The sequence below is a fragment of the Aquamicrobium defluvii genome, assembly GCF_004363725.1.
GTDB classification, from domain to species: Bacteria; Pseudomonadota; Alphaproteobacteria; order Rhizobiales; family Rhizobiaceae; genus Mesorhizobium; species Mesorhizobium defluvii.
This window is the reverse complement of record NZ_SNZF01000017.1, coordinates 75,053-93,511: the sequence shown is the minus strand read 5'-3', so window position 1 is coordinate 93,511 and position 18,459 is coordinate 75,053. Positions and strand designations below refer to the sequence as shown.

Sequence of the window (18,459 nt, the reverse complement as noted above, 5' to 3'; positions counted from 1 at the left end):
GTATTCGGGCGGTACGTCGCGCCATCGCCCACCGGTTTTCAAGATGTGCAGGATACCGCTGATAACGCGCCGGTCATCGACGCGGGGCTTGCCGGACTGGTTCTTCGGCAGATGCGGCTCCAACACCGCCCAGGCTTCATTAGACAGCCAGAAGTGATCGTGCATGGCTTCCTCCATGCCCCCGGACCACTACCGAACCGAATCAGCCAATCTTGACAATAATTTGATTAAGTCCCCAACCTAGACCATATCGACATCGACACATGAAGAGAGACATATGCCGAAGACAGGGGATGATCTGTTTGCGTTTCTGGCCGGCCTCGGCATCGAATCCTCGACCACGCGCCATCCGCCGCTGTTCACCGTGGCCGATTCGCAGGCGCTGCGCGGCGCCATCGCCGGGGCCCACACCAGGAACCTTTTCCTGAAGGACAGGAAGGACAATTTCTTTCTTGTCACGGTGGAGGAGGACGCCGAGGTGGACCTGAAGCAGATCCACCACCTTATCGGCGCCGCAGGCCGGGTGTCGTTCGGAAAGCCGGAAATGCTGATGGAACTGCTCGGCGTCATTCCGGGCGCCGTGACCGTGCTTGGCCTCATCAACGACACGCAATGCAGGGTGAAGGTTGTCCTCGATGCGGGATTGATGGAGAACGACATCATCAATGCCCATCCCCTCACCAACGAGGCCACCACCTCGATGCGGTCGGCGGACCTGCTCAGATTCATCGAGGCAACGGGGCACGTTCCTGTTATCTTGAAAGTCGCGGCCTGATCGCCACATTGAAGGCCATGCGGCTCGAGCACGCAAACGAGGGCTGAACCCGCTTCAGCCACGGCAACACATTCTGGGAAGAGACTTATGAGCGACAGCAATCCGTTCGGCTCGGGCAGCCAGTACGCAACCACCGTCCAGTTCGGGGATGCTGGCGGCACAGGGCTCAATTCCGCCTCACCGGCCGATCTCGTCAAGGACACCACGACGGCGAGCTTCACTGCCGACGTGATCCAGGAATCGCGCAATCAGCCTGTGCTGGTCGATTTCTGGGCACCGTGGTGTGGTCCCTGCCGCCAGCTCGGCCCCGTTCTGGAGAAGGCGGTCCAGGCGGCCGGCGGCCGGGTCAAGATGGTCAAGATGAACATCGACGAGCATCCGGCCATTGCGGGCCAGCTTGGCATCCAGTCCATTCCGGCGGTCATTGCCTTCAGGGACGGCCAGCCGGTCGACGGCTTCATGGGGGCCGTGCCCGAAAGCCAGATCAACGAATTCATCGCACGGCTGGGCGGCAAGGATGCCGGCGAGGCCGCGCTGGAAGAGGCGCTGGCCGCGGCCGCCGAAGCGCGGACACAGGGCGATATGCAGACCGCTGCCGATATCTATGGCGCGATCCTGCAACAGACCCCAGATTCGATTGCAGCCGCAGCGGGGCTCGCCGATATCCTGTTCGAGGCCGGCGACCATGAGGGCGCGCAAGCCATTCTCGACGGCGTGCCGGAAGACAGGCGCGATGCACCGGAAGTCGCAGCCGTGCGCACCAGATTGTCGCTGGCCGCGCAGGCGGCGGAGCTGGGCGATGCGGCGGAACTGGAAAAGCGCCTCCAGCAGAACCCGGCGGACCATCAGGCCCGTTTCGATCTCGCCATGATCCAGAACGCCAGAGGCGAACGCATGGAGGCGACGGACAACCTGCTTGCCATCGTCAAGGCCGACCGCAACTGGAACGACGACGGCGCGCGCGCCCAGCTGCTGCAATTCTTCGAGGCATGGGGCATGGCCGACGAGGCCACGCTGGCAGCCCGGCGCAAGCTGTCGTCGCTGCTGTTCTCCTGAACGACGGGCACGTATTGGCAGATAAGGGCATGCAGGCAGGAAACGCACATTACCGGCGCGAATCGGACCTTCCGCACACCGTTCCCGTGTTCCCGCTCGAAGGCGCCCTGCTATTGCCGGCCAGCCGTCTCCCGCTCAACATCTTCGAGCCACGTTATTTGCAGATGGTGGACCACGCCATCGCCTCGAACCGGCTGATCGGCCTCATCCAGCCGAGCCTCGACGGAGCCCTGCGTAACGACGGACAGCCGGAACTGTGCGAGGTCGGCTGTTTCGGACGCATCACCTCGATGACCGAGACCGGCGATGGCCGCTATCTGATAGCGTTGCAGGGCGTTTGCCGTTTCCGGCTTGCCGGGGAGCTGGTGGTGAAAACCCCGTTCCGGCAATGCAGGGTCACGCCCTTCCTTGCCGATCTCGAGGACGACACCGCAGCCGGAAGCATCGACCGGCCCGCCCTTCTGAAGGTGTTCCGCGCCTATCTGCAGGCCAACGATCTTCAGGCGGACTGGGAGGGCGTGAACCGCGCCGACGACACCATGCTGGTCAATGCGCTTTCGATGATGGCCCCTTACGGACCGGCCGAGAAGCAGGCGCTGCTGGAAGCGCCCGACCTGCGCACCCGCGCCGAGACGCTGATCGCCATCACTGAAATGGCGCTGGCGCGAGACAATGACGATTTCGGCACGAGCCTTCAATAAAGTGCATCGCGATCTTTCGGATTCGCTCCTTGCGCTTTAAATTGTTGTTTCTACGCATATCCTTCGAAACCGGTTCCCATTTTCGAAGGATATGCGCGAGATTCGGGGAGAGTGGCATATGGTGGACGAGCGTCGAGCAACCGGACCCGAAGTGGATGTGAAATTGCTGGAGCTGCTGGCCTGCCCGCTCACCAAGGGCCCGCTGACATGGGATCCCGAACGCAGCGAACTGGTCTCGCGGCTGGGGAAGCTCGCCTATCCCGTCAGGGACGGCATTCCCATCATGCTGCCTTCGGAGGCGCGCACGCTGGTCGAGGAAAGCTGACATCGCGCTGCCGGCATATCAGTGAAAATTGCGACCCTTGGGCATCACCGAATGCGCGCTGCGGGCCAGCGCCTGCGGGTTTCGTGCCGCCGGGACGATCGGCCATGCCTCGGGCTCGGGCTCGGGCGCCAGCAGAACGCCCAGCCATGAGGACAGGTCCTCGATACGCTCTGCGACGATGTGGATGACATCCCCTTCGGATTGCAGCTTGCCGGTGACGCGCACGAAACGTCCGCCCATGATCGCCGCCCGGTAGCGTTCGAAAGTGCGTTTCCAGATGACGATATTGGCGATCGCGCCCTCATCCTCCAGCGTCAGGAAAATGGCGTTGCCCTTGCCGGGCCGCTGCCGCACCAGCACCAGTCCCGATACGGTGACGCGCGCACCGTCCGACAGCGCCCCCAGCCGGGCATTCGGCGTCACGCCCGCACGGTTCAGCCGCGCGCGCAGGAAGCTGACGGGATGCGCCTTCAGCGACAGGCCGAGACTGCGATAGTCCTGCACGACCTGCTCGCCCGGCCGCATCGGCGGAAGGCGGGTGACGGGCTCGCGGTCCGGCAGATCGAGCCCCGGCCGGTCGAACAGCGGCAGGGCCTCGACGGCGCTTCTGGCGTCCAGCGCGCGCACCGCCCAGAGCGCCGCGCGCCGGTCGAGCCCGATCGAGCGGAAGGCATCGGCTTCGGCAAGCTTGCCGATCTCGCCCGCATCCAGTCCGGAACGCAGCCACACGTCGCGCACCGAAACATAACCGTCGCCGCGCCGGGTAACGAAGGTTTCCATGCGCTCCTTCCCCAATCCCCTGATCTGGTTGAAGCCCATGCGCAGCGCATGCATGGTGCGGATGGTGCGGCGCATTTCGACATGGCGCCCGGAAACCCTCGCAGGATCGAAAGCGGCCTTTTCCAGTGTGCACTCCCAGCCGGAAGCGTTGATGTCGACGGGCCGGATTTCGACCCCGTGTTCGGCCGCATCGCGGATGAGCTGTGCCGGCTTGTAGAAGCCCATGGGTTGCGAATTGAGGATTGCCGCGCAGAAAACGTCCGGATAAAAAGCCTTGAACCAGCAGGAGGCGTAGACCAGCAGGGCGAAGGACGCGGCATGGCTTTCGGGAAAGCCATATTCGCCGAAACCCTCGATCTGCTTGAAGCAGCGCTCGGCGAACTCCTTCGGATAGCCCCTAGCTACCATGCCGTCGATCATGCGCTTCTCATAGAGGCCGACCTTTCCTGTTCGCCTGAAAGTCGCCATGGCGCGGCGCAGCAGGTCCGCCTCGTCCGGCGTGAAGCCGCCGGCGACGATGGCAATCTTCATCGCCTGTTCCTGAAACAGGGGAACGCCCAGCGTCTTGCCGAGAATTTCCTTCAGTTCAGGTTTGTAATAGTCGGCATCTTCCTTGCCCTCGCGCCGGCGCAGAAAGGGGTGTACCATGTCGCCCTGTATCGGGCCGGGGCGCACGATGGCCACCTCGATGACGAGATCGTAGAAGCAGCGCGGCTTCAGGCGCGGCAGCATCGACATCTGCGCGCGCGATTCGACCTGAAAGACGCCCAGCGTGTCGGCCCGGCAGATCATGTCGTAGACCAGCGGGTCTTCCTTGCGCATGGTCGCCAGCGTAATCGGCCTGCCATGCGCATCGCGCACCCGGTAATGATCCTCCAGCAAAGTGAAGGCGCGTTTCATGCAGCTCAGCATGCCGAGCGCCAGCACGTCCACCTTCAATATGCCGACAGCGTCGAGATCGTCCTTGTTCCACTCCACCATCCTGCGGGTTTCCATCCCCGTCCTGACGATGGGCACGATCTCGTCGAGCCGGTCGCGGGTGATGACGAAGCCGCCGACATGCTGCGACAGATGGCGCGGGCATTCGCTCGCCACCAGCTCGCTGGCGCGGGCCAGCACATGGCGCGTTATCGGGTCTTCCTTGTCGAGGCCCCCGGCCTTTGCCTGCTCGGAGCCGATGGACGAAGTCCACCATCCCCAGATCGAACCGGACAAGGCGCCCTGCACATCCTGCGACAGGCCCATGGCCTTCGCCACCTCGCGCAGGGCCGAGCGGCCCCGGTAACTGATCACCGCACAGGCCAGAGCCGTGTGCTTTTCCTTATATTTCTCGTAGATATAGGCCATGACCTCTTCGCGTCGCTGGTGCTCGAAGTCGACGTCGATGTCGGGCGGCTCGTTGCGCTTTTCCGAAATGAAGCGCTCGAACAGCGAATCGATCTGCTCCGGCGCGACGGCGGTGATGCCAAGCAGATAGCAGACCACCGAATTGGCGGCCGACCCGCGCCCTTGGCACAATATGTCCCGGCTGCGCGCATACCGGACGATGTCATGCACGGTGAGGAAATAGCGCGCGTATTTCATCTTCCCGATCAGCGCCAGTTCCTTTTCGATGCGTTCGGCCAGGTCTGCGGACACGCCTTCCGGATAGAAACGGGCCGCTCCCTCCCAGGTCAGCCGTTCCAGCTCCTGCTGCGGGGTGGCGCCGTCGCGCGTCGGCTCGTCGGGATAGTTGTGCTGCAATTCGGAAAGCGAGAAGGACAGCGTTGCGGCGAAACGCTGTGTCTCGGCCAGTGCCTGCGGATGGGCCCTGAACAGCCGCGCCATTTCGGCCGGCTCCTTGAGGTGACGCTCGGCATTGGCGGCAAGCGCGAACCCTGCCCCGGCCACGGTCGTCCTGAGGCGGATGGCGGTGAGCACGTCCTGCAAGGGCCGCCGTTCAGCAGCATGATAGAGCACGTCGTTGGTCGCCATCAGCGGCAGGCCAGCCGCATCGGCAAGGGCTTGCGCCTGCGCCAGCCGGAAGCGGTCGTTGCCACGATAGTCGGGCGCGACAGCCAGCCACAGGCTCCTGCCGAAGCGCTCCTTCAGCCGGGCGAGCAGGGTAAGGGTTTCGCCGGCGGGTCCAAGCGGATCGGGCAGGATGGCGAGCGAGATGTTGTCGCCCCATTCCAGCAGGTCGTGCAGATAAAGCAGCGGCGCGCCCTTTTCGCTCTCCTCGCGCAGATTGCCCGTCGTCAGGAGGCGGCACAGATGCCCCCAGCCCTTGCGGTCCTGCGGGTAGGCAAGCACGTCAGGCGTGCCGTCGGCAAAGGCCAGCCGGCAACCGGGATGATAGGGCAGGACCCGCGGTTCGCCTTCATCCGAAAACCGGATCGCCTTCGACTGGCTCCAGGCCCGCACCACGCCCGACACGGTGTTGCGGTCGGCCAGCCCCATGCCGGCATGGCCAAGCGCGCAGGCCGTCACGACGAGCTCTTCCGGCCGCGAGGCGCCGCGCAGCAGCGAGAAATTCGACTGCACGCCGAACTCGATATAGGCGGGCGCGCCGCTTCCGGCAGCAAAAGCGTTCATGCGAACAGCCCGTGCATGAACCAGCGCGGCGGCGGCTTTCCGGCTTCATGATGGCCGAGCCGGTAGAGCCAGTAGCGGCGGCCTTCGCTGTCCTCGACCCGGTAATAATCGCGCTCCGGCGCCTCTTCGCCATTGCGCCACCATTCGGGGGCGATGCGCTCCGGTCCTTCGGCGCGCACCACGCTGTGCAGGGCGCGCCGCCAGCGGAACCGCATCGGCGGGCCCTCCGGCAATTCAGTGGCCGGCACCTCGACCGGTTCGGGCCGGCCGAACAGGCGCACCGGCCGCTCGGGCAGCAGGGGCTGTGGCACGCGCTGCCCGCCGCCATGCAGCAGCTTTCCCGCGAACGGCCGCAGGGCGATGGCCCGTTCGGGAATATGGCTTTCGACCGCCACCGGCTGCACCACCGCTCCGGCTCCCAGCCTTGCCCGCACGCGATCCGCGAACAGGGCCAGATCGTCTTCTTCCGCCCCGGCCTCGCCGGCCAGATCGCTCTGGCGCACGTCGAATGGCCCGGTCGAGAAGACGGCAAGACGCGCAAGATCGAACCCATATCCGGCATCGAAGTCGCTGACGATGGCGGCGAGCCTCTCGCGGAACAGGTTCCGGATCTTCCACGGGTCGCGCAGGGCCAGGGAGGTGGAAATGGCGATGCGGCTGACGGCACCATCGACCCGGAACAGGGAGAGCTCCATCCGTCTCGCCCCTTCGCCGCGCCGCTCGAGATCGGCTTTCAATGCCGTGGCCAGCATGTGCACCAGCCGTTCGATGTCTTCGGTGAGCACGACGGGCTCCGCCAGTTGCCGCTCCACCACAAGCGCCGGCACCGGCAAGCGCGGCGAGACCGCCTCGTCGACGCGGCCGAGCGCCTGATCGAGACGTATCAGCAATTCCCGGCCGAAGCGGCGGGCAAGCGGGGCGCGGGGCGCCGCCATGATCTCGTCCACGCTGCGCAGGCCAACACTGTCGAGCCCCGCGCAAACCGGCTTTTCCAGCCGCAGCGCCTGCGGCGGCAGCGGCGCGAGCAGTTCCCTCTCGGCTCCCGGCGCGACCGCCAGCCGCCCCCGAAACCGCGCCGCCGCCCATGCAGCTCCGGCGGTCGACGCAAGGCCGGCGCGCACGTCGAACCCCTGAGCGGAAAACTGCGCCAGCACAGTGTCCAGCATCGGCTTTTCACCACCGAACAGCTGCGTGCAGCCGGTCACGTCGAGGAACAGCCCATCGGCACCATCCAGCGCCACCAGCGGTGTATAGCGGTCGCACCAGTCGGCAAGCGCTTCCAGAAGCCGGCCTTCGCCGGCCGGGTCCGTCTCGACCACATCGAGGGACGGATGCATGGCGCGCGCATCGGCAAGGCCCATGCCGCGCTTCAGGCCAAGCGCCTCAGCCCGTGCGTCGAGGGCCGCGATCTGCACCGTGTTGTTGCGATGCAGGCTGACCACCAGCGCCGGATGCACCTTTTTTGCTGAACGCCACGATCTGCCCAGCCGCTGGCGCAATATCCGTTCGGCCGCCAGATAGGGAAACCACAGCGACAGGATTCGCTGCCCGGATTTCCGGGTTTGCTCTTTCAGTGAACAGGCACTCATCGGGATTCCACTCCAGTGTGAACAGGCCGGGCAAGGCGGCGGGGCATTTGTCGACCGAAACGGTGAAGGCGGGCCGGCCGATAGAGGCTTCGAGCGGGCCCGCGAAGATACGGCGCGGCGCGGATAGGGCCGGGGAAACGACCAGACGCACCGGTGCCGCGGTAGCCTGCGCCTGTGCGGCCTGGCGCAGCAGCAGCACCGGCCGCCCCGCCGCCTGCGCCCGGCGATGCAGGCGGCGCGTCGCCGTAAGGTCGAGCTTGTCGGGATTGCCGCGCACCTCCACCACCACGGCCGCCAGCCGTTGCAGGGGGATTGCCTCCTCCGCCACCCACAGCACATCGGCAATCCTTGCGGCTTCGGCGAACAGAAGCCGTTCCGGCGCAATGCCGGACAAAGCCTGCCCTCCGGTGGCGTGAGGAAAGCCGGCCTCGCGGAACACCTCGGACATGCCGACCCACAACACCGGCCCCGGCTCTTTCGCCTGCCCCAGCAGCAAACCGGCCAGAGCCAGCGCGAAGCCTGAAACCGCACCGCACTCCCGCGTTTCATGGCCATGGATCTCGGTCAGGGCCGCCCGCGCCAGCCCGCCGCCGAGCAATCTGTCGAAACCTGCAACGCCGATGCGAAGGCGTGCGGCATCGCCGGCGTCGTCCGTTGCGGCCGGTGTGTCCAGCCGTTGCGGCAACGTGCCTTCGATCCTCGCGATTTCCCGGCGCAGGGCAAAAACGGCATCCCGCGCCACGGCGCAGCTCGCCATGACGGTCAAACTCTCTTGTTTGTTCCTGTTATGTTCCTATGGATTCCAGAGCTGCCGGTCAGAGTCAAGCATGCATTGAGAAGAATTTATTCCTCTTGAAGTCCCCCACGCGCATCAGCGTTTGCCCAGCCGGGCGCAAAAGCCTATATGCCGCGGGAAAGAAGGACGAAGCATGGCCCGCATCTACAAGACCCGCACCTGGCATGGAGAGCTCTCCCCCTCGCTGGAGGAACTGGAGATGCTGGCGCTGGAAGCCTATGCGCATCTGCCGGACGAATTTCGCACGCTGACCGGCGAGATCGTCATTCAGGTGGCGGAATTCCCCACCGACGAGATCATGGACGACCTCGCTCTCGAAACGCCTTTCGACCTGCTCGGCCTGTTCGAGGGACGCGGCATCGCCGAGCGCTGGAACCCGGCCACGGGCGAGGGCCCGAACCGCGTCACCCTCTACCGCCGCGCCATCCTCGATTACTGGGCCGAAAACGAGGAAACGCTGAGTGACATCGTCACCCATGTGCTGATCCACGAGATCGGCCACCATTTCGGGCTTTCCGACGACGACATGGAGCGCATCGAGACGTCGGCGGAATAGGGCGGGGAAGGGGCTCCCTACCAGTCGCCGAGCTTCGTCTCGCCCGGCACGTATTCCTGTCCCTCGACATCCTTCACCACCGCCTGCCCGCAGCGCATGACCTTTTCCTTCTTGTCATAGGCATAGGTGGGTGAGCCGTAGAGGTGCCAGCCCTTGTTCAGCGCCGCCGTCACCTTGTGGCAGAATGTGGCGTCGTCGACGGCGGTGAGGAAGCGATAGAGGCGCATGGGTCGATCCTGTGAAAAGCGGGCTGCCCATCATGCCCCTATGACAGCCGCTTTCGCCAGCAGTTTTTCAGCCTGCGCCAGATGCAGACGCTCGACCATGCGCCCGGCGAGACCGATCACGCCCTTGTCCCGGTTCTCCGCAAGAGCGAAAGCACCGACGATGGCGCGCGCTTCCGCAAGCGCCTCTTCGGACGGCGAAAAGGCGGCATTGGCAACCTCGATCTGGGCCGGGTGGATCAGCGTCTTGCCGTCGAAGCCCATATTGGCCGCCTCCGCGCATTCGCGCGAAAATCCTTCCGCATCGCGGAAATCGTTGTAGACGCCGTCGATGAGATCGAGCCCGCCGGCGCGTGCCGCCAGCACCATCTGCATCAGCCAGGGCAGGAAATAGCGCCGGTCCGGGGTCAGCAGCGCGCCGGTCTCCTTGGCGAGATCGTTCGTGCCGGCCACGAAACAGGCAAGGCGCGAGGCAGGGTCGCGGCCAAGCTCGGCGATCGCGGCGCTGTTCATCAGGCCCCTCGGCGTCTCGACCATCGCCCACAGGGCGATGGCGGCGTCCTCGTCGGCCTCGTCCAGCAGATCGCCGGCTTCCAGAACGTCGCGCGCCGTGTCCACCTTGGGCAGCAGTATGGCGTCGGGCTTGCAGGCAGTCGCCGCGGCAAGATCGTCCGCGCCCCATTCGCCCGACAGCGCATTGATGCGCACCACCATCTCGGTTCGCTGAGGACGGGCTGCGAAGATCGCGGCAAGCTTCTGCCGCGCCGCGACCTTTTCGGATGGGGCAACCGAATCCTCCAGGTCGATGACGACCGCATCGCAGGACAGCTGCCCGATCTTCGCCAGCGCCCTGTCGTTGACGGCAGGCACGTAAAGAACGGAGCGGCGGGGGCGGATTTGCGTTTCGGTCATCTGGTCTTCTTGCCCGGCTGCGCTGGCCCTTGCAAGGGCTTGCCGCCAGATGGCCAAAGCTGCATTGATCGGCACTGGCAAAAATGGGAATCGCATCATGGCGAAATACGACATCGTCATCATCGGCGGCGCGATCATGGGCGCTTCGCTCGCCTATTATCTGCGCAAGGAAGGCTTTACGGGCTCCCTCGCCCTGATCGAGCGCGATCCGCAATTCACCCGTTCCGCCACGACGCTGTCGGCGGCCTCGATCCGCCAGCAATTCTCGATCGCCGAAAACATCCGCCTGTCGCGCTTCACACTCGACCTGTTCCACCGGCTGAGCGAGGAGTTCGGCGACGAGGCCGACATCGGCTTCCGCGAAGGCGGCTACCTGATCCTCGCCCCGGAGGAGGGGCTGCCCGTCCTTAAGGCCAACCATGCGGTGCAGCTGGCCGAAGGCGCGGACATCGTTCTTGAAGATGCCGCGGCTCTGGTCAGGCGCTTCCCATGGCTGTCGGGCGAGGGGATCGCGGGCGGCGCCTATGGCGTCAGCGGCGAGGGCTGGTTCGACGCGCACGCCTATCTGCATCTCTTCCGCAAGGCGCTGCGCACCATGAAGGTCGATTTCGTCACCGCCTCGGTCACCGCCATGGAGCGGCAGGGCGACCGCATCGAATCGGTAGGGCTCGACAATGGCGACAGGCTGGAGGCCGGGCTTGTGGTCAACGCAGCCGGCCCGAATGCCGGCAAGGTGGCCGCACTTGCCGGCATCGAACTGCCGGTGGAACCGCGCAAGCGCAACGTCTTCGTGTTCGAGGCGCGCGAGCACTATGCCGACATGCCGCTGCTGGTCGATCCCTCCGGCATTTATGTGCGCCCGGAAGGCTCGGTCTACATCACCGGCGGCGCCGAGGACGAGGGAGGCGAGCAGGCCGCCGACCCGACCGATTTCGAGCCCGAGTGGAGCCTGTTCGAAAACGAGATCTGGCCGGTGCTGGCCACCCGCATTCCGGCCTTCGAAGCCATCAGGATGACGCGCGCCTGGGTGGGCCATTACGACTACAACACGCTCGACCAGAACGCGGTTATCGGCCCCCATCCGCAAGTATCGAACTTCCTGTTCGCCAACGGCTTTTCCGGCCATGGGCTGCAACAGGCCCCCGCCGTCGGCAAGGCGCTGGCGGAGCTGATCGTGCATGGCGAATACCGCACGCTTGACTGCTCGGTGTTTTCCTACCGGCGCATCGTGGAAGGCCGGCCCTTCCGCGAACTCAACGTGATCTGAGCGGTTTTTGCTGCGCTACTCGTGCAGCACGAATTCGAGATAGAGATTGCGCTGCAGGAACGACTGGTTGTCGTCCGACATCATGGAAACCATCGTGGCCCCGTCTGCGCGCCGCCACACATCGAGCGCTTCCATGTTGTCGATCTGCCAGGCCATGTCGGCCTGGAACAGCACCGGTCCGTCGACCAGCGCGCCCTTGCCGATGCTGTCGCCGGCAATGCGCCGCAACCGCATGCGAACACCGCTCATGATGGTGTAGCTGCGCTCCAGCAGAAGCAGGTCGCCATCGGGCAGGAAAGCGCCGTCGGTGATGTCGAACCCGTCATGGCGGCGCACCGTGAAGATGCCTTTCCGCGGCCGGTCGGTCACGGCGGCAAAGATGTTGCCTTGCCTGTCGAGGCTCTTTTCGGTGATCGCCACCAGCGCTCCCCGGAGCGGACCGGAGGAAGGGGCGAAGGCAAGCGTCTCAAAGCCGCGATTCTGACGAAGTTCATAGGTGGGCACAAGGAAATCGATGTTCCCTGTCGGCCCTTTCATGTCCTCCGGCTCCAGGCGGAACCGGCTGATGCGGTGCCGCCGCTCGAAACCGACGATGGCCTCGCCATCGCGCACGGCAAGGCTCTCGGCATCCATCTCCCCCTTTTCGGGAAATATCCTGCCTGCCGCATCGACCATGGGCTGGATGCGCACCTGTTCCAGCCCTGCCGGCCTTCCCGCCGCGTCGCGCGCGATGCTGGCGAACAGCCAGTAGCCGGTGTCGGTCACCGCCACGAGATCGCGGCCGGGCGAAAGGAAGCGCATCGCGGAAATGCCGCCGAAGGCGCGCGTGGGAGCAGACATCTCCAGCCCGCCAACGAACTCCAGCGGATCGGAGCGCGTCTCGTCACGGCCGATATGGAAGCCCGAAATCTGCCGCGAGGATACGCTGACGGACTGAACGGACGCCGCTTCGGCAAATGCAGGAACCGAAAAGAGGAGGGCGAGAGCAATTCCAGCAAAAGTGCGAAGCGGTTTTTCTGGAATTGTGTAAAAACAAAAGGTTAGAGCATTTTTCAGCCAGATGGAAACATCTGGCGTCGCATAAATGCGGCCAAAACAAAGAGATAGAGCGTTTCTGCGATTCGGGGAAAAGCAGAAATGCTCGAGCGCAAGCAGAAGCCCGCGCAGCAGGCCCCTGAGCGGGCAGGAGGGCACTGGCTAGGCCGGCGCGGGCATCAGGACGCCCGCCGTAGTCCGCCGCCGCGGCCGTGTGTGCTTTCTTCCTCGAACAGGGAGGCAAGCTGCTCGGTCATGGCCCCGGCCAGTTCCTCCGCATCGACGATGGTGACGGCGCGGCGATAGTAACGGGTGACATCGTGGCCGATGCCGATGGCCAGCAGCTCGACCGGCGAGCGCATCTCGATCAGGTCGATGACCGCGCGCAGATGCTTCTCCAGATAATTGCCCGGATTGACCGAAAGGGTTGAATCGTCCACCGGCGCGCCGTCCGAAATCATCATCAGGATCTTGCGCTGCTCGGGCCGGGCCATCAGCCGGTGATGGGCCCACAAGAGCGCCTCGCCGTCGATGTTCTCCTTGAGCAGGCCCTCGCGCATCATCAGGCCAAGATTGCGGCGCGCCCGCCGCCACGGCGCGTCGGCCGATTTGTAGACGATGTGGCGCAGATCGTTGAGGCGGCCGGGATTCGCCGGCTTGCCGTCCTTCAGCCATTTCTCCCGCGCCTGGCCGCCCTTCCACGCACGCGTGGTGAAACCGAGGATTTCCACCGAGACGCCGCAGCGCTCCAGCGTGCGGGCGAGAATGTCGGCACAGGTGGCCGCCACCGTGATCGGGCGGCCGCGCATCGAGCCCGAATTGTCGAGCACCAGCGTCACGACCGTGTCGCGGAATTTCGTGTCGCGTTCCTGCTTGAAGGAAAGCGGCTGCATGGGATCGATGACCACGCGCACAAGGCGGGCCGGATCGAGATAGCCTTCCTCGAGATCGAAGTCCCAGGAGCGGTTCTGCTGCGCCATCAGGCGGCGCTGCAGGCGGTTGGCCAGCCGGCCGACCACGCCCTGAAGATTGGCGAGCTGCTTGTCGAGAAAGGCGCGCAGCCGGTCGAGCTCCTCCTCGTCGCACAGCTCCTCGGCACCGACCGTCTCGTCGAACTGGGTCGTATAGACCTTGTAGTCCATGTCCTTCGCCAGATTGGCGAAGGGGTTGTCGCCGCGACGCGCCTCGCCGGGCGTTTCCGCGTCGGCATCGTCGTCCGACAGGTCTTCCGACATGGCGTCGTCGGCATCCGCCTCGGCCTGCGACTGGTCGTCCTCGGAGGCCGCGGCATCCTCGGCCTGCGCATCTTCCGAGCCCGAATCCTCCTCGCCGCCGTCTTCGGAATCGTCGCCGCCCTGCGGCTCCTCCTCCTGATCGTCCTCGGCCTCTTGCGTCTCGTCGTCTTCCTCGAACTGCTCGGCCATGTTCATGGAGGCGAGCATGTCACGCACCACGCGGCCGAAAGCCTGCTGGTCCTGAAGCTTGTCGCCCAGCCCGTCGAGGTTGGCACCGGCCTTGTCCTCTATCCAGCCGCGCCACAGATCCACCAGCCGCTCCGCGCTCTTCGGCACCTTCTGCCCGGTGAGCCGCTCACGCACCAGAAGGGCGACGACCTCCTCGAGCGGCGCTTCCTCCCGATCGCGAACCTCGGCCAGGTTGGCTTTTGCGTATTTGTCTTCCAGCATCGCGCCGAGATTGCCGGCGACGCCCGCCATGGCGCGCGCGCCGATGGCTTCGACGCGGGCCTGCTCGACGGCATCGTAGACGGCGCGGGCCTGCTTGCCTTCGGGAGCCAGCCGCGCATGCACGCGGTTGTCGTGACAGGCGCGGCGCAACGCCATGGAATCGCCGATGCCGCGCGTCACCGCGATGTCGGCGGCCGTCGGCTTCTTCGGCAGTTCGGGCAGGCGCGCCCGGTTGCCGGCCATGGCCGGCTTGTCCTTGGCGAAGGAAACCTCCATCTCCTTGTCGTTGGAGATGGCGCGTATGGCCACGGTCATGGCGCGTTTGAAACCGTCGGTTTCAGCGCCTGCCTTGGGCTTGTTTCTCGTATTGTCGCCGGGGCCTGCCATGATCCTGTCGCCTGTCAGCGCGAGCGGCCGTCCACCTGATGCGGCTCAAGCGCATCGAGGTCGACGCCGTCGAGGCAGCGGACGTTCACCGCCACCATCTTCCTGCCATCCGGCATCGTGCCGCGCGCAAAGGACTCCATGCCGCACGCGTTACAGAACAGATGCTCGATGGTCTTCGAATTGAAACGGTATTCGGTAAGATCGGCTTCACCGCTTTCCAGCGAGAAATTGCCGGCCGGCGTGAAGGCAAGGATGCTGCCTCGCTTGGCGCAATAGGAACAATTGCAGGTGATGGGGCTCGACAGGTCGATCTCGACGCTGAACCGCACCTTCCCGCAATGGCACCCGCCCTGATAGCTCACCCCATCCTCCCGTATCTTACCCCAGCACGACGTTGGCCGCGCTTTCGGGCAGGTCCTCGCCGAACACGCGCTGGTAGAACTCGGCCACCACCGGGCGCTCCAGCTCGTCGCACTTGTTGAGGAAGGTCAGGCGGAAGGCCATGCCCACATCCTCGAAAATCTCGGCGTTCTCGGCCCAGGTGATGACCGTGCGCGGGCTCATGACCGTGGAGAGGTCGCCGTTGATGAAGGCGGAGCGCGTCATGTCGGCGACACGCACCATCTTGTTGACGATCTCGCGGCCCTTCTCGTCGCGGTAGTGCTTGGCCTTGGCGACGACGATGTTCACCTCGTTGTCGTGCGGCAGATAGTTCAGCGTCGTCACGATGGACCAGCGGTCCATCTGCGCCTGGTTGATCTGCTGGGTGCCGTGGTAAAGGCCCGTGGTGTCGCCGAGGCCGACCGTGTTGGCGGTGGCGAAGATGCGGAAGGCCGGGTGCGGACGGATGACGCGGCTCTGGTCGAGCAGGGTCAGGCGGCCCGAAGCCTCCAGCACGCGCTGGATGACGAACATCACGTCCGGCCGGCCGGCATCGTACTCGTCGAAGCACAGCGCGACGTTGCGCTGGTAGGCCCAGGGCAGGATGCCGTCGCGGAATTCCGTCACCTGCTTGCCGTCCTGCAGCACGATGGCGTCCTTGCCGACCAGATCGATGCGGCTGACATGGCTGTCGAGGTTGACGCGCACACAGGGCCAGTTGAGGCGGGCGGCGACCTGCTCGATATGGGTCGACTTGCCGGTGCCGTGATAGCCAGACACCATCACGCGGCGATTGTAGGCAAAGCCGGCGAGGATCGCGAGGGTGGTGTTCCTGTCGAACAGATAGTCGGGGTCGACATCGGGCACATGCTCGCTCGGCGCCGCGTAGGCCGGCACGACCATCTTCGATTCGAATCCAAAAGTATCCTTCACCGAAACCGTGGTATCCGGCAGGTTGGCGATGTCTCGATCGACCTTGTTCATGATGTTTCCAACGTCTCCGCGGGCGAAGCAAAGATCATGCCTTCGCCGGTAATCATCGTGTATCCGGGGCGGTCTTAAAGCCTTTTCCAGCCGGATGAAAGTTGGAAAAGCGCTCTGGCCCTGTCACTTATCAGCACAGGCCTGCCTGCTTGAGCACCCGATAGGCCTGCAGCACATCGCGGAACCGCTCCTCCGAGCCCCTGTCGCCGCCATTGGCGTCAGGGTGATGGCGCTTGACCAGTTCCTTGTAGCGCGACTTGATTTCCCTGGCGGTCGCCTGCGGGGTCAGGCCCAGCGTCTCCAGCGCCTTGGTCTCCAGCGGGCGCGCCTTGCGCTGGCGAGGCGGCGTGTTCGGGTCGGTGCCGAAGATGTTGAACGGGTCGCGCACGCGATTGTAGTAGCCGGCGCGGCCGGAACGCATCTGGGCGAAATCCGGCGCCGAGCGGGCCGAATTGTTGACGCCCATCTTCCAGGTCGGCCGGTGGCCGGTGAGCGCTTCCTTCTGGAAGCGGGCGACCTCGGAATCCGGAACGCCGGAGAAATAGTTGAAGCCCTTGTTGTACTCGCGCACATGGTCGAAGCAGAAGCGGAAATACTCGCCCTCGCGCATGCGGCCCACCGGCGCGCGATGGGTGCCCGGCTCGCGGCAGCCGTCCCACTGGCACAGCGGAGCCTCCGGCTTCGCGTCCGCGTCCTTGTCGCGGCGGATGCGAATCTTCTCGAAATATTTGGGATACGGTTTCATCTGACCGTTCTATGGCCCCTTCGCTGCCGCGAAACAAGAATTGACATTTGCGCTTTCCGTGTCCCTAACCCGTCGACAGCGGGGATCGTGCGCGATTTTTGCGCATTCCGTAACGATGATGCCTGTATCGGGGGACCATGCAACAATGGCAGGGCCCATATGGTAAGGAGCCGGATTGATGTCCAGACATGAGCGGATCGAGAAGAAGCTGACCGGGATTTTCGCGCCGGAAAGGCTCGTCGTCGTCAACGAGAGCCACCTTCACGCCGGGCACCATCACCACGATTCCGACCATCACGCCACGTTCGACGGCACGGGCGAGACGCATTTCCGGGTGCGCATCGTCTCCCCCGCCTTTGCCGGCATGAGCCGCATCGAGCGCCACCGGGCCGTCAACGACGCGCTGGCCGACGAGATCGCCGGCGGTCTCCATGCGCTGGCCGTCGAGCCGGCTGCCCCCGGCGAGAAAACGCGCTGGTAACTGCGCGGCAACCAGAGCGTTTTGCAGTCGGACGGAATCGTCTGACGTCGCATAAATGCGGCAGCCCGGACATGTCCGGGCGTCCGCCGCTCCGGAACCCGCGCTCAAAGCGCCTGAAGCGCGGCTTCGACCCTTCCGCGGGCTTCGCCCGGAAGAGGCAGGATGGGACGCGGCGGCGCCAGACTGAACAGCCCGAGAATGTCGGCCAGCGCATACATGACCCGAAAGCTGCCGAACTCCCTGAACAGGGTCCAGAGCGGCTGGAAACGGGCATCGATTCGCCTGACTTCCGCCTCGTCCTGCGCCCGGGCGGCGCGGGCCAGCCGCAGGGCCGGTTCCGGCAGAAGGCCGGCCACGACGCTGTACCATGCATCGCACCCCGCAAGCAGGGCGTCGGCGGCGCCCCAGTCGCCGCTGTAGCCGATCGCGAAACCCTCCGGCAGGCGGGCACGCAGGCGCGCGAGTTCCCCCGCAAAATCGCCGTCGGGAGGCAGCGGCATCTTCACCGCCACGATATTGGGCACCTTCGACAGGCGGACAATCAGGTCTTCGCTGAAGGTGAACTTCGTCGTGCCGGGATTGTTGTAGATGCACAGCGGCAGGCTGCCGGCCTCCGCCACCGCGACCATGTGCTGAAAAACCTCTTCCTCCATCAGCGGCGTATAGGACATGGGGGCGAGCAGCAGCCCGTCGGCACCCGCTTCACGTGCATCTGCGGCCAGCGCCTGCGCTTCATCGGTCCGCAGCGCACCGACGCCGACGAAAAGGGGACGTTTGCCGCCAAGACACTCAACGGCAACACGAACGGCACGCTGCCGTTCGGCACGGCTGAGATAGGCATAGCCGCCCGTGCTGCCGAGCAGGCCGATCGAATCCGCTTGCGTAGCCGCGATGCGCCCGATGAGGGCAGCAAGCAGCTTCTCCTGCAAACGGCCTGCCGCATCGGCCGGCGTGGGCGGAAAAGCCGAAAGTCCGTCGAACGATCCCAAAGGAAGCTCCCGTAGCCTGCCTGACCGCCAAATGGCGGCCCGCAATGTCGAAATCCCGCCGATGCTACAGGCGTGCATCCGCCGTGTCCGTCAGCCTGCGGTGGCCAGTCGTTGGTGCAGAGGCCGGCCTTGCTGGAGCATTTTGCAGTCAGGTGGAATCACCTGACGTCGCACAAATGCGGTGAAAACAAACAGATAGAGCGGCAGCCCGGATCTG

Annotated in this window: 19 protein-coding genes; 7 read left to right on the top strand and 12 right to left on the bottom strand. The window is 64.9% G+C overall.

Going from position 1 to position 18,459, the window contains the following annotated elements:
* Positions 1–165: transposase (locus tag DES43_RS13980; protein WP_133675659.1), on the bottom strand; the 165-nt coding region annotated here is incomplete at its 3' end.
* A 112-nt stretch (positions 166–277) separates the two neighbouring features.
* Here DES43_RS13980 and DES43_RS13975 point away from each other — a divergent pair.
* From DES43_RS13975 to DES43_RS13960, 4 genes are all read left to right on the top strand, one after another.
* Complete coding sequence (locus DES43_RS13975) at positions 278–775, top strand: prolyl-tRNA synthetase associated domain-containing protein (RefSeq protein ID WP_035029605.1); 498 nt, start codon at positions 278–280, stop codon at positions 773–775.
* A gap of 87 nt (positions 776–862) precedes the next feature.
* Positions 863–1,831: a thioredoxin gene (gene trxA / locus DES43_RS13970; protein WP_035029608.1), complete on the top strand. Its 969-nt coding sequence runs from the start codon at positions 863–865 to the stop codon at positions 1,829–1,831.
* A gap of 29 nt (positions 1,832–1,860) precedes the next feature.
* Positions 1,861–2,532, top strand: a complete 672-nt coding sequence (locus DES43_RS13965) for an LON peptidase substrate-binding domain-containing protein (protein ID WP_035029611.1) — start codon at positions 1,861–1,863, stop codon at positions 2,530–2,532.
* Positions 2,533–2,623: 91 nt separating this feature from the next.
* On the top strand, positions 2,624–2,857 hold the full coding sequence (locus tag DES43_RS13960; protein WP_245514585.1) for a Trm112 family protein: 234 nt from the start codon (positions 2,624–2,626) through the stop codon (positions 2,855–2,857).
* An 18-nt stretch (positions 2,858–2,875) separates the two neighbouring features.
* Here the strand turns inward: DES43_RS13960 and DES43_RS13955 are convergent, their stop codons facing one another.
* The 3 genes from DES43_RS13955 to DES43_RS22940 are packed head-to-tail and all read right to left on the bottom strand — an operon-like array spanning position 2,876 to position 8,557.
* A complete protein-coding gene (locus DES43_RS13955; RefSeq protein WP_051520685.1) occupies positions 2,876–6,211 on the bottom strand; it encodes an error-prone DNA polymerase in 3,336 nt (1,111 codons plus the stop codon).
* Entirely contained in the window at positions 6,208–7,653 is a 1,446-nt protein-coding gene (locus DES43_RS13950; protein WP_035029855.1) for a Y-family DNA polymerase, read from the bottom strand. The genes DES43_RS13955 and DES43_RS13950 overlap by 4 nt, the downstream gene beginning before the upstream one ends.
* Positions 7,595–8,557 (bottom strand): ImuA family protein, encoded by a 963-nt coding sequence (locus DES43_RS22940; protein WP_035029617.1) that lies wholly within the window; start codon positions 8,555–8,557, stop codon positions 7,595–7,597. The genes DES43_RS13950 and DES43_RS22940 overlap by 59 nt, the downstream gene beginning before the upstream one ends.
* 172 nt (positions 8,558–8,729) lie before the next feature.
* On the opposite strand from DES43_RS22940, the gene DES43_RS13945 reads away from it, so the two are divergent.
* Positions 8,730–9,152, top strand: coding sequence for a metallopeptidase family protein (locus tag DES43_RS13945; RefSeq protein WP_035029620.1), 423 nt, complete (start codon positions 8,730–8,732; stop codon positions 9,150–9,152).
* Positions 9,153–9,169: 17 nt separating this feature from the next.
* Here the strand turns inward: DES43_RS13945 and DES43_RS13940 are convergent, their stop codons facing one another.
* Positions 9,170–9,379, bottom strand: a complete 210-nt coding sequence (locus DES43_RS13940) for a DUF1737 domain-containing protein (protein ID WP_035029622.1) — start codon at positions 9,377–9,379, stop codon at positions 9,170–9,172.
* A gap of 30 nt (positions 9,380–9,409) precedes the next feature.
* Positions 9,410–10,288, bottom strand: coding sequence for an HpcH/HpaI aldolase/citrate lyase family protein (locus DES43_RS13935; RefSeq protein WP_035029625.1), 879 nt, complete (start codon positions 10,286–10,288; stop codon positions 9,410–9,412).
* Between the two features lie 97 nt (positions 10,289–10,385).
* Between DES43_RS13935 and DES43_RS13930 the strand changes: the two genes are divergently transcribed.
* On the top strand, positions 10,386–11,555 hold the full coding sequence (locus DES43_RS13930) for an NAD(P)/FAD-dependent oxidoreductase (RefSeq protein WP_035029858.1): 1,170 nt from the start codon (positions 10,386–10,388) through the stop codon (positions 11,553–11,555).
* 15 nt (positions 11,556–11,570) lie between these two features.
* Here DES43_RS13930 and DES43_RS13925 read toward each other — a convergent pair whose 3' ends face one another.
* From DES43_RS13925 to DES43_RS13905, 5 genes are all read right to left on the bottom strand, one after another.
* Positions 11,571–12,395 (bottom strand): esterase-like activity of phytase family protein, encoded by an 825-nt coding sequence (locus tag DES43_RS13925; RefSeq protein WP_342585397.1) that lies wholly within the window; start codon positions 12,393–12,395, stop codon positions 11,571–11,573.
* A gap of 374 nt (positions 12,396–12,769) precedes the next feature.
* On the bottom strand, positions 12,770–14,662 hold the full coding sequence (gene cobT / locus DES43_RS13920; protein ID WP_035029641.1) for a cobaltochelatase subunit CobT: 1,893 nt from the start codon (positions 14,660–14,662) through the stop codon (positions 12,770–12,772).
* A gap of 14 nt (positions 14,663–14,676) precedes the next feature.
* On the bottom strand, positions 14,677–15,024 hold the full coding sequence (locus tag DES43_RS13915; RefSeq protein WP_035029644.1) for a GFA family protein: 348 nt from the start codon (positions 15,022–15,024) through the stop codon (positions 14,677–14,679).
* 16 nt (positions 15,025–15,040) lie between these two features.
* Positions 15,041–16,027: a cobaltochelatase subunit CobS gene (cobS, locus tag DES43_RS13910; RefSeq protein WP_035029646.1), complete on the bottom strand. Its 987-nt coding sequence runs from the start codon at positions 16,025–16,027 to the stop codon at positions 15,041–15,043.
* A 130-nt stretch (positions 16,028–16,157) separates the two neighbouring features.
* A complete protein-coding gene (locus DES43_RS13905; RefSeq protein ID WP_035029649.1) occupies positions 16,158–16,772 on the bottom strand; it encodes a J domain-containing protein in 615 nt (204 codons plus the stop codon).
* 178 nt (positions 16,773–16,950) lie between these two features.
* Between DES43_RS13905 and DES43_RS13900 the strand changes: the two genes are divergently transcribed.
* Positions 16,951–17,253 (top strand): BolA family protein, encoded by a 303-nt coding sequence (locus tag DES43_RS13900; protein WP_035029864.1) that lies wholly within the window; start codon positions 16,951–16,953, stop codon positions 17,251–17,253.
* Positions 17,254–17,357: 104 nt separating this feature from the next.
* Here the strand turns inward: DES43_RS13900 and DES43_RS13895 are convergent, their stop codons facing one another.
* Entirely contained in the window at positions 17,358–18,242 is an 885-nt protein-coding gene (locus DES43_RS13895) for a dihydrodipicolinate synthase family protein (protein WP_035029652.1), read from the bottom strand.
* Positions 18,243–18,459: the final 217 nt, after the last annotated feature.

Bases quoted from the DNA above. Each gene is read 5' to 3' on its own strand.
- DES43_RS13955 (WP_051520685.1), bottom strand. From the start codon at position 6,211: ATGAACGCTTTTGCTGCCGGAAGCGGCGCGCCCGCCTATATCGAGTTC.
- DES43_RS13900 (WP_035029864.1), top strand. From the start codon at position 16,951: ATGTCCAGACATGAGCGGATCGAGAAGAAGCTGACCGGGATTTTCGCG.
- DES43_RS13925 (WP_342585397.1), bottom strand. From the start codon at position 12,395: ATGTCTGCTCCCACGCGCGCCTTCGGCGGCATTTCCGCGATGCGCTTC.
- DES43_RS13975 (WP_035029605.1), top strand. From the start codon at position 278: ATGCCGAAGACAGGGGATGATCTGTTTGCGTTTCTGGCCGGCCTCGGC.
- cobS (WP_035029646.1), bottom strand. From the start codon at position 16,027: ATGAACAAGGTCGATCGAGACATCGCCAACCTGCCGGATACCACGGTT.
- DES43_RS13930 (WP_035029858.1), top strand. From the start codon at position 10,386: ATGGCGAAATACGACATCGTCATCATCGGCGGCGCGATCATGGGCGCT.
- DES43_RS13905 (WP_035029649.1), bottom strand. From the start codon at position 16,772: ATGAAACCGTATCCCAAATATTTCGAGAAGATTCGCATCCGCCGCGAC.
- DES43_RS13965 (WP_035029611.1), top strand. From the start codon at position 1,861: ATGCAGGCAGGAAACGCACATTACCGGCGCGAATCGGACCTTCCGCAC.
- DES43_RS13960 (WP_245514585.1), top strand. From the start codon at position 2,624: ATGCGCGAGATTCGGGGAGAGTGGCATATGGTGGACGAGCGTCGAGCA.
- cobT (WP_035029641.1), bottom strand. From the start codon at position 14,662: ATGGCAGGCCCCGGCGACAATACGAGAAACAAGCCCAAGGCAGGCGCT.
- DES43_RS22940 (WP_035029617.1), bottom strand. From the start codon at position 8,557: ATGGCGAGCTGCGCCGTGGCGCGGGATGCCGTTTTTGCCCTGCGCCGG.
- trxA (WP_035029608.1), top strand. From the start codon at position 863: ATGAGCGACAGCAATCCGTTCGGCTCGGGCAGCCAGTACGCAACCACC.
- DES43_RS13935 (WP_035029625.1), bottom strand. From the start codon at position 10,288: ATGACCGAAACGCAAATCCGCCCCCGCCGCTCCGTTCTTTACGTGCCT.
- DES43_RS13945 (WP_035029620.1), top strand. From the start codon at position 8,730: ATGGCCCGCATCTACAAGACCCGCACCTGGCATGGAGAGCTCTCCCCC.
- DES43_RS13940 (WP_035029622.1), bottom strand. From the start codon at position 9,379: ATGCGCCTCTATCGCTTCCTCACCGCCGTCGACGACGCCACATTCTGC.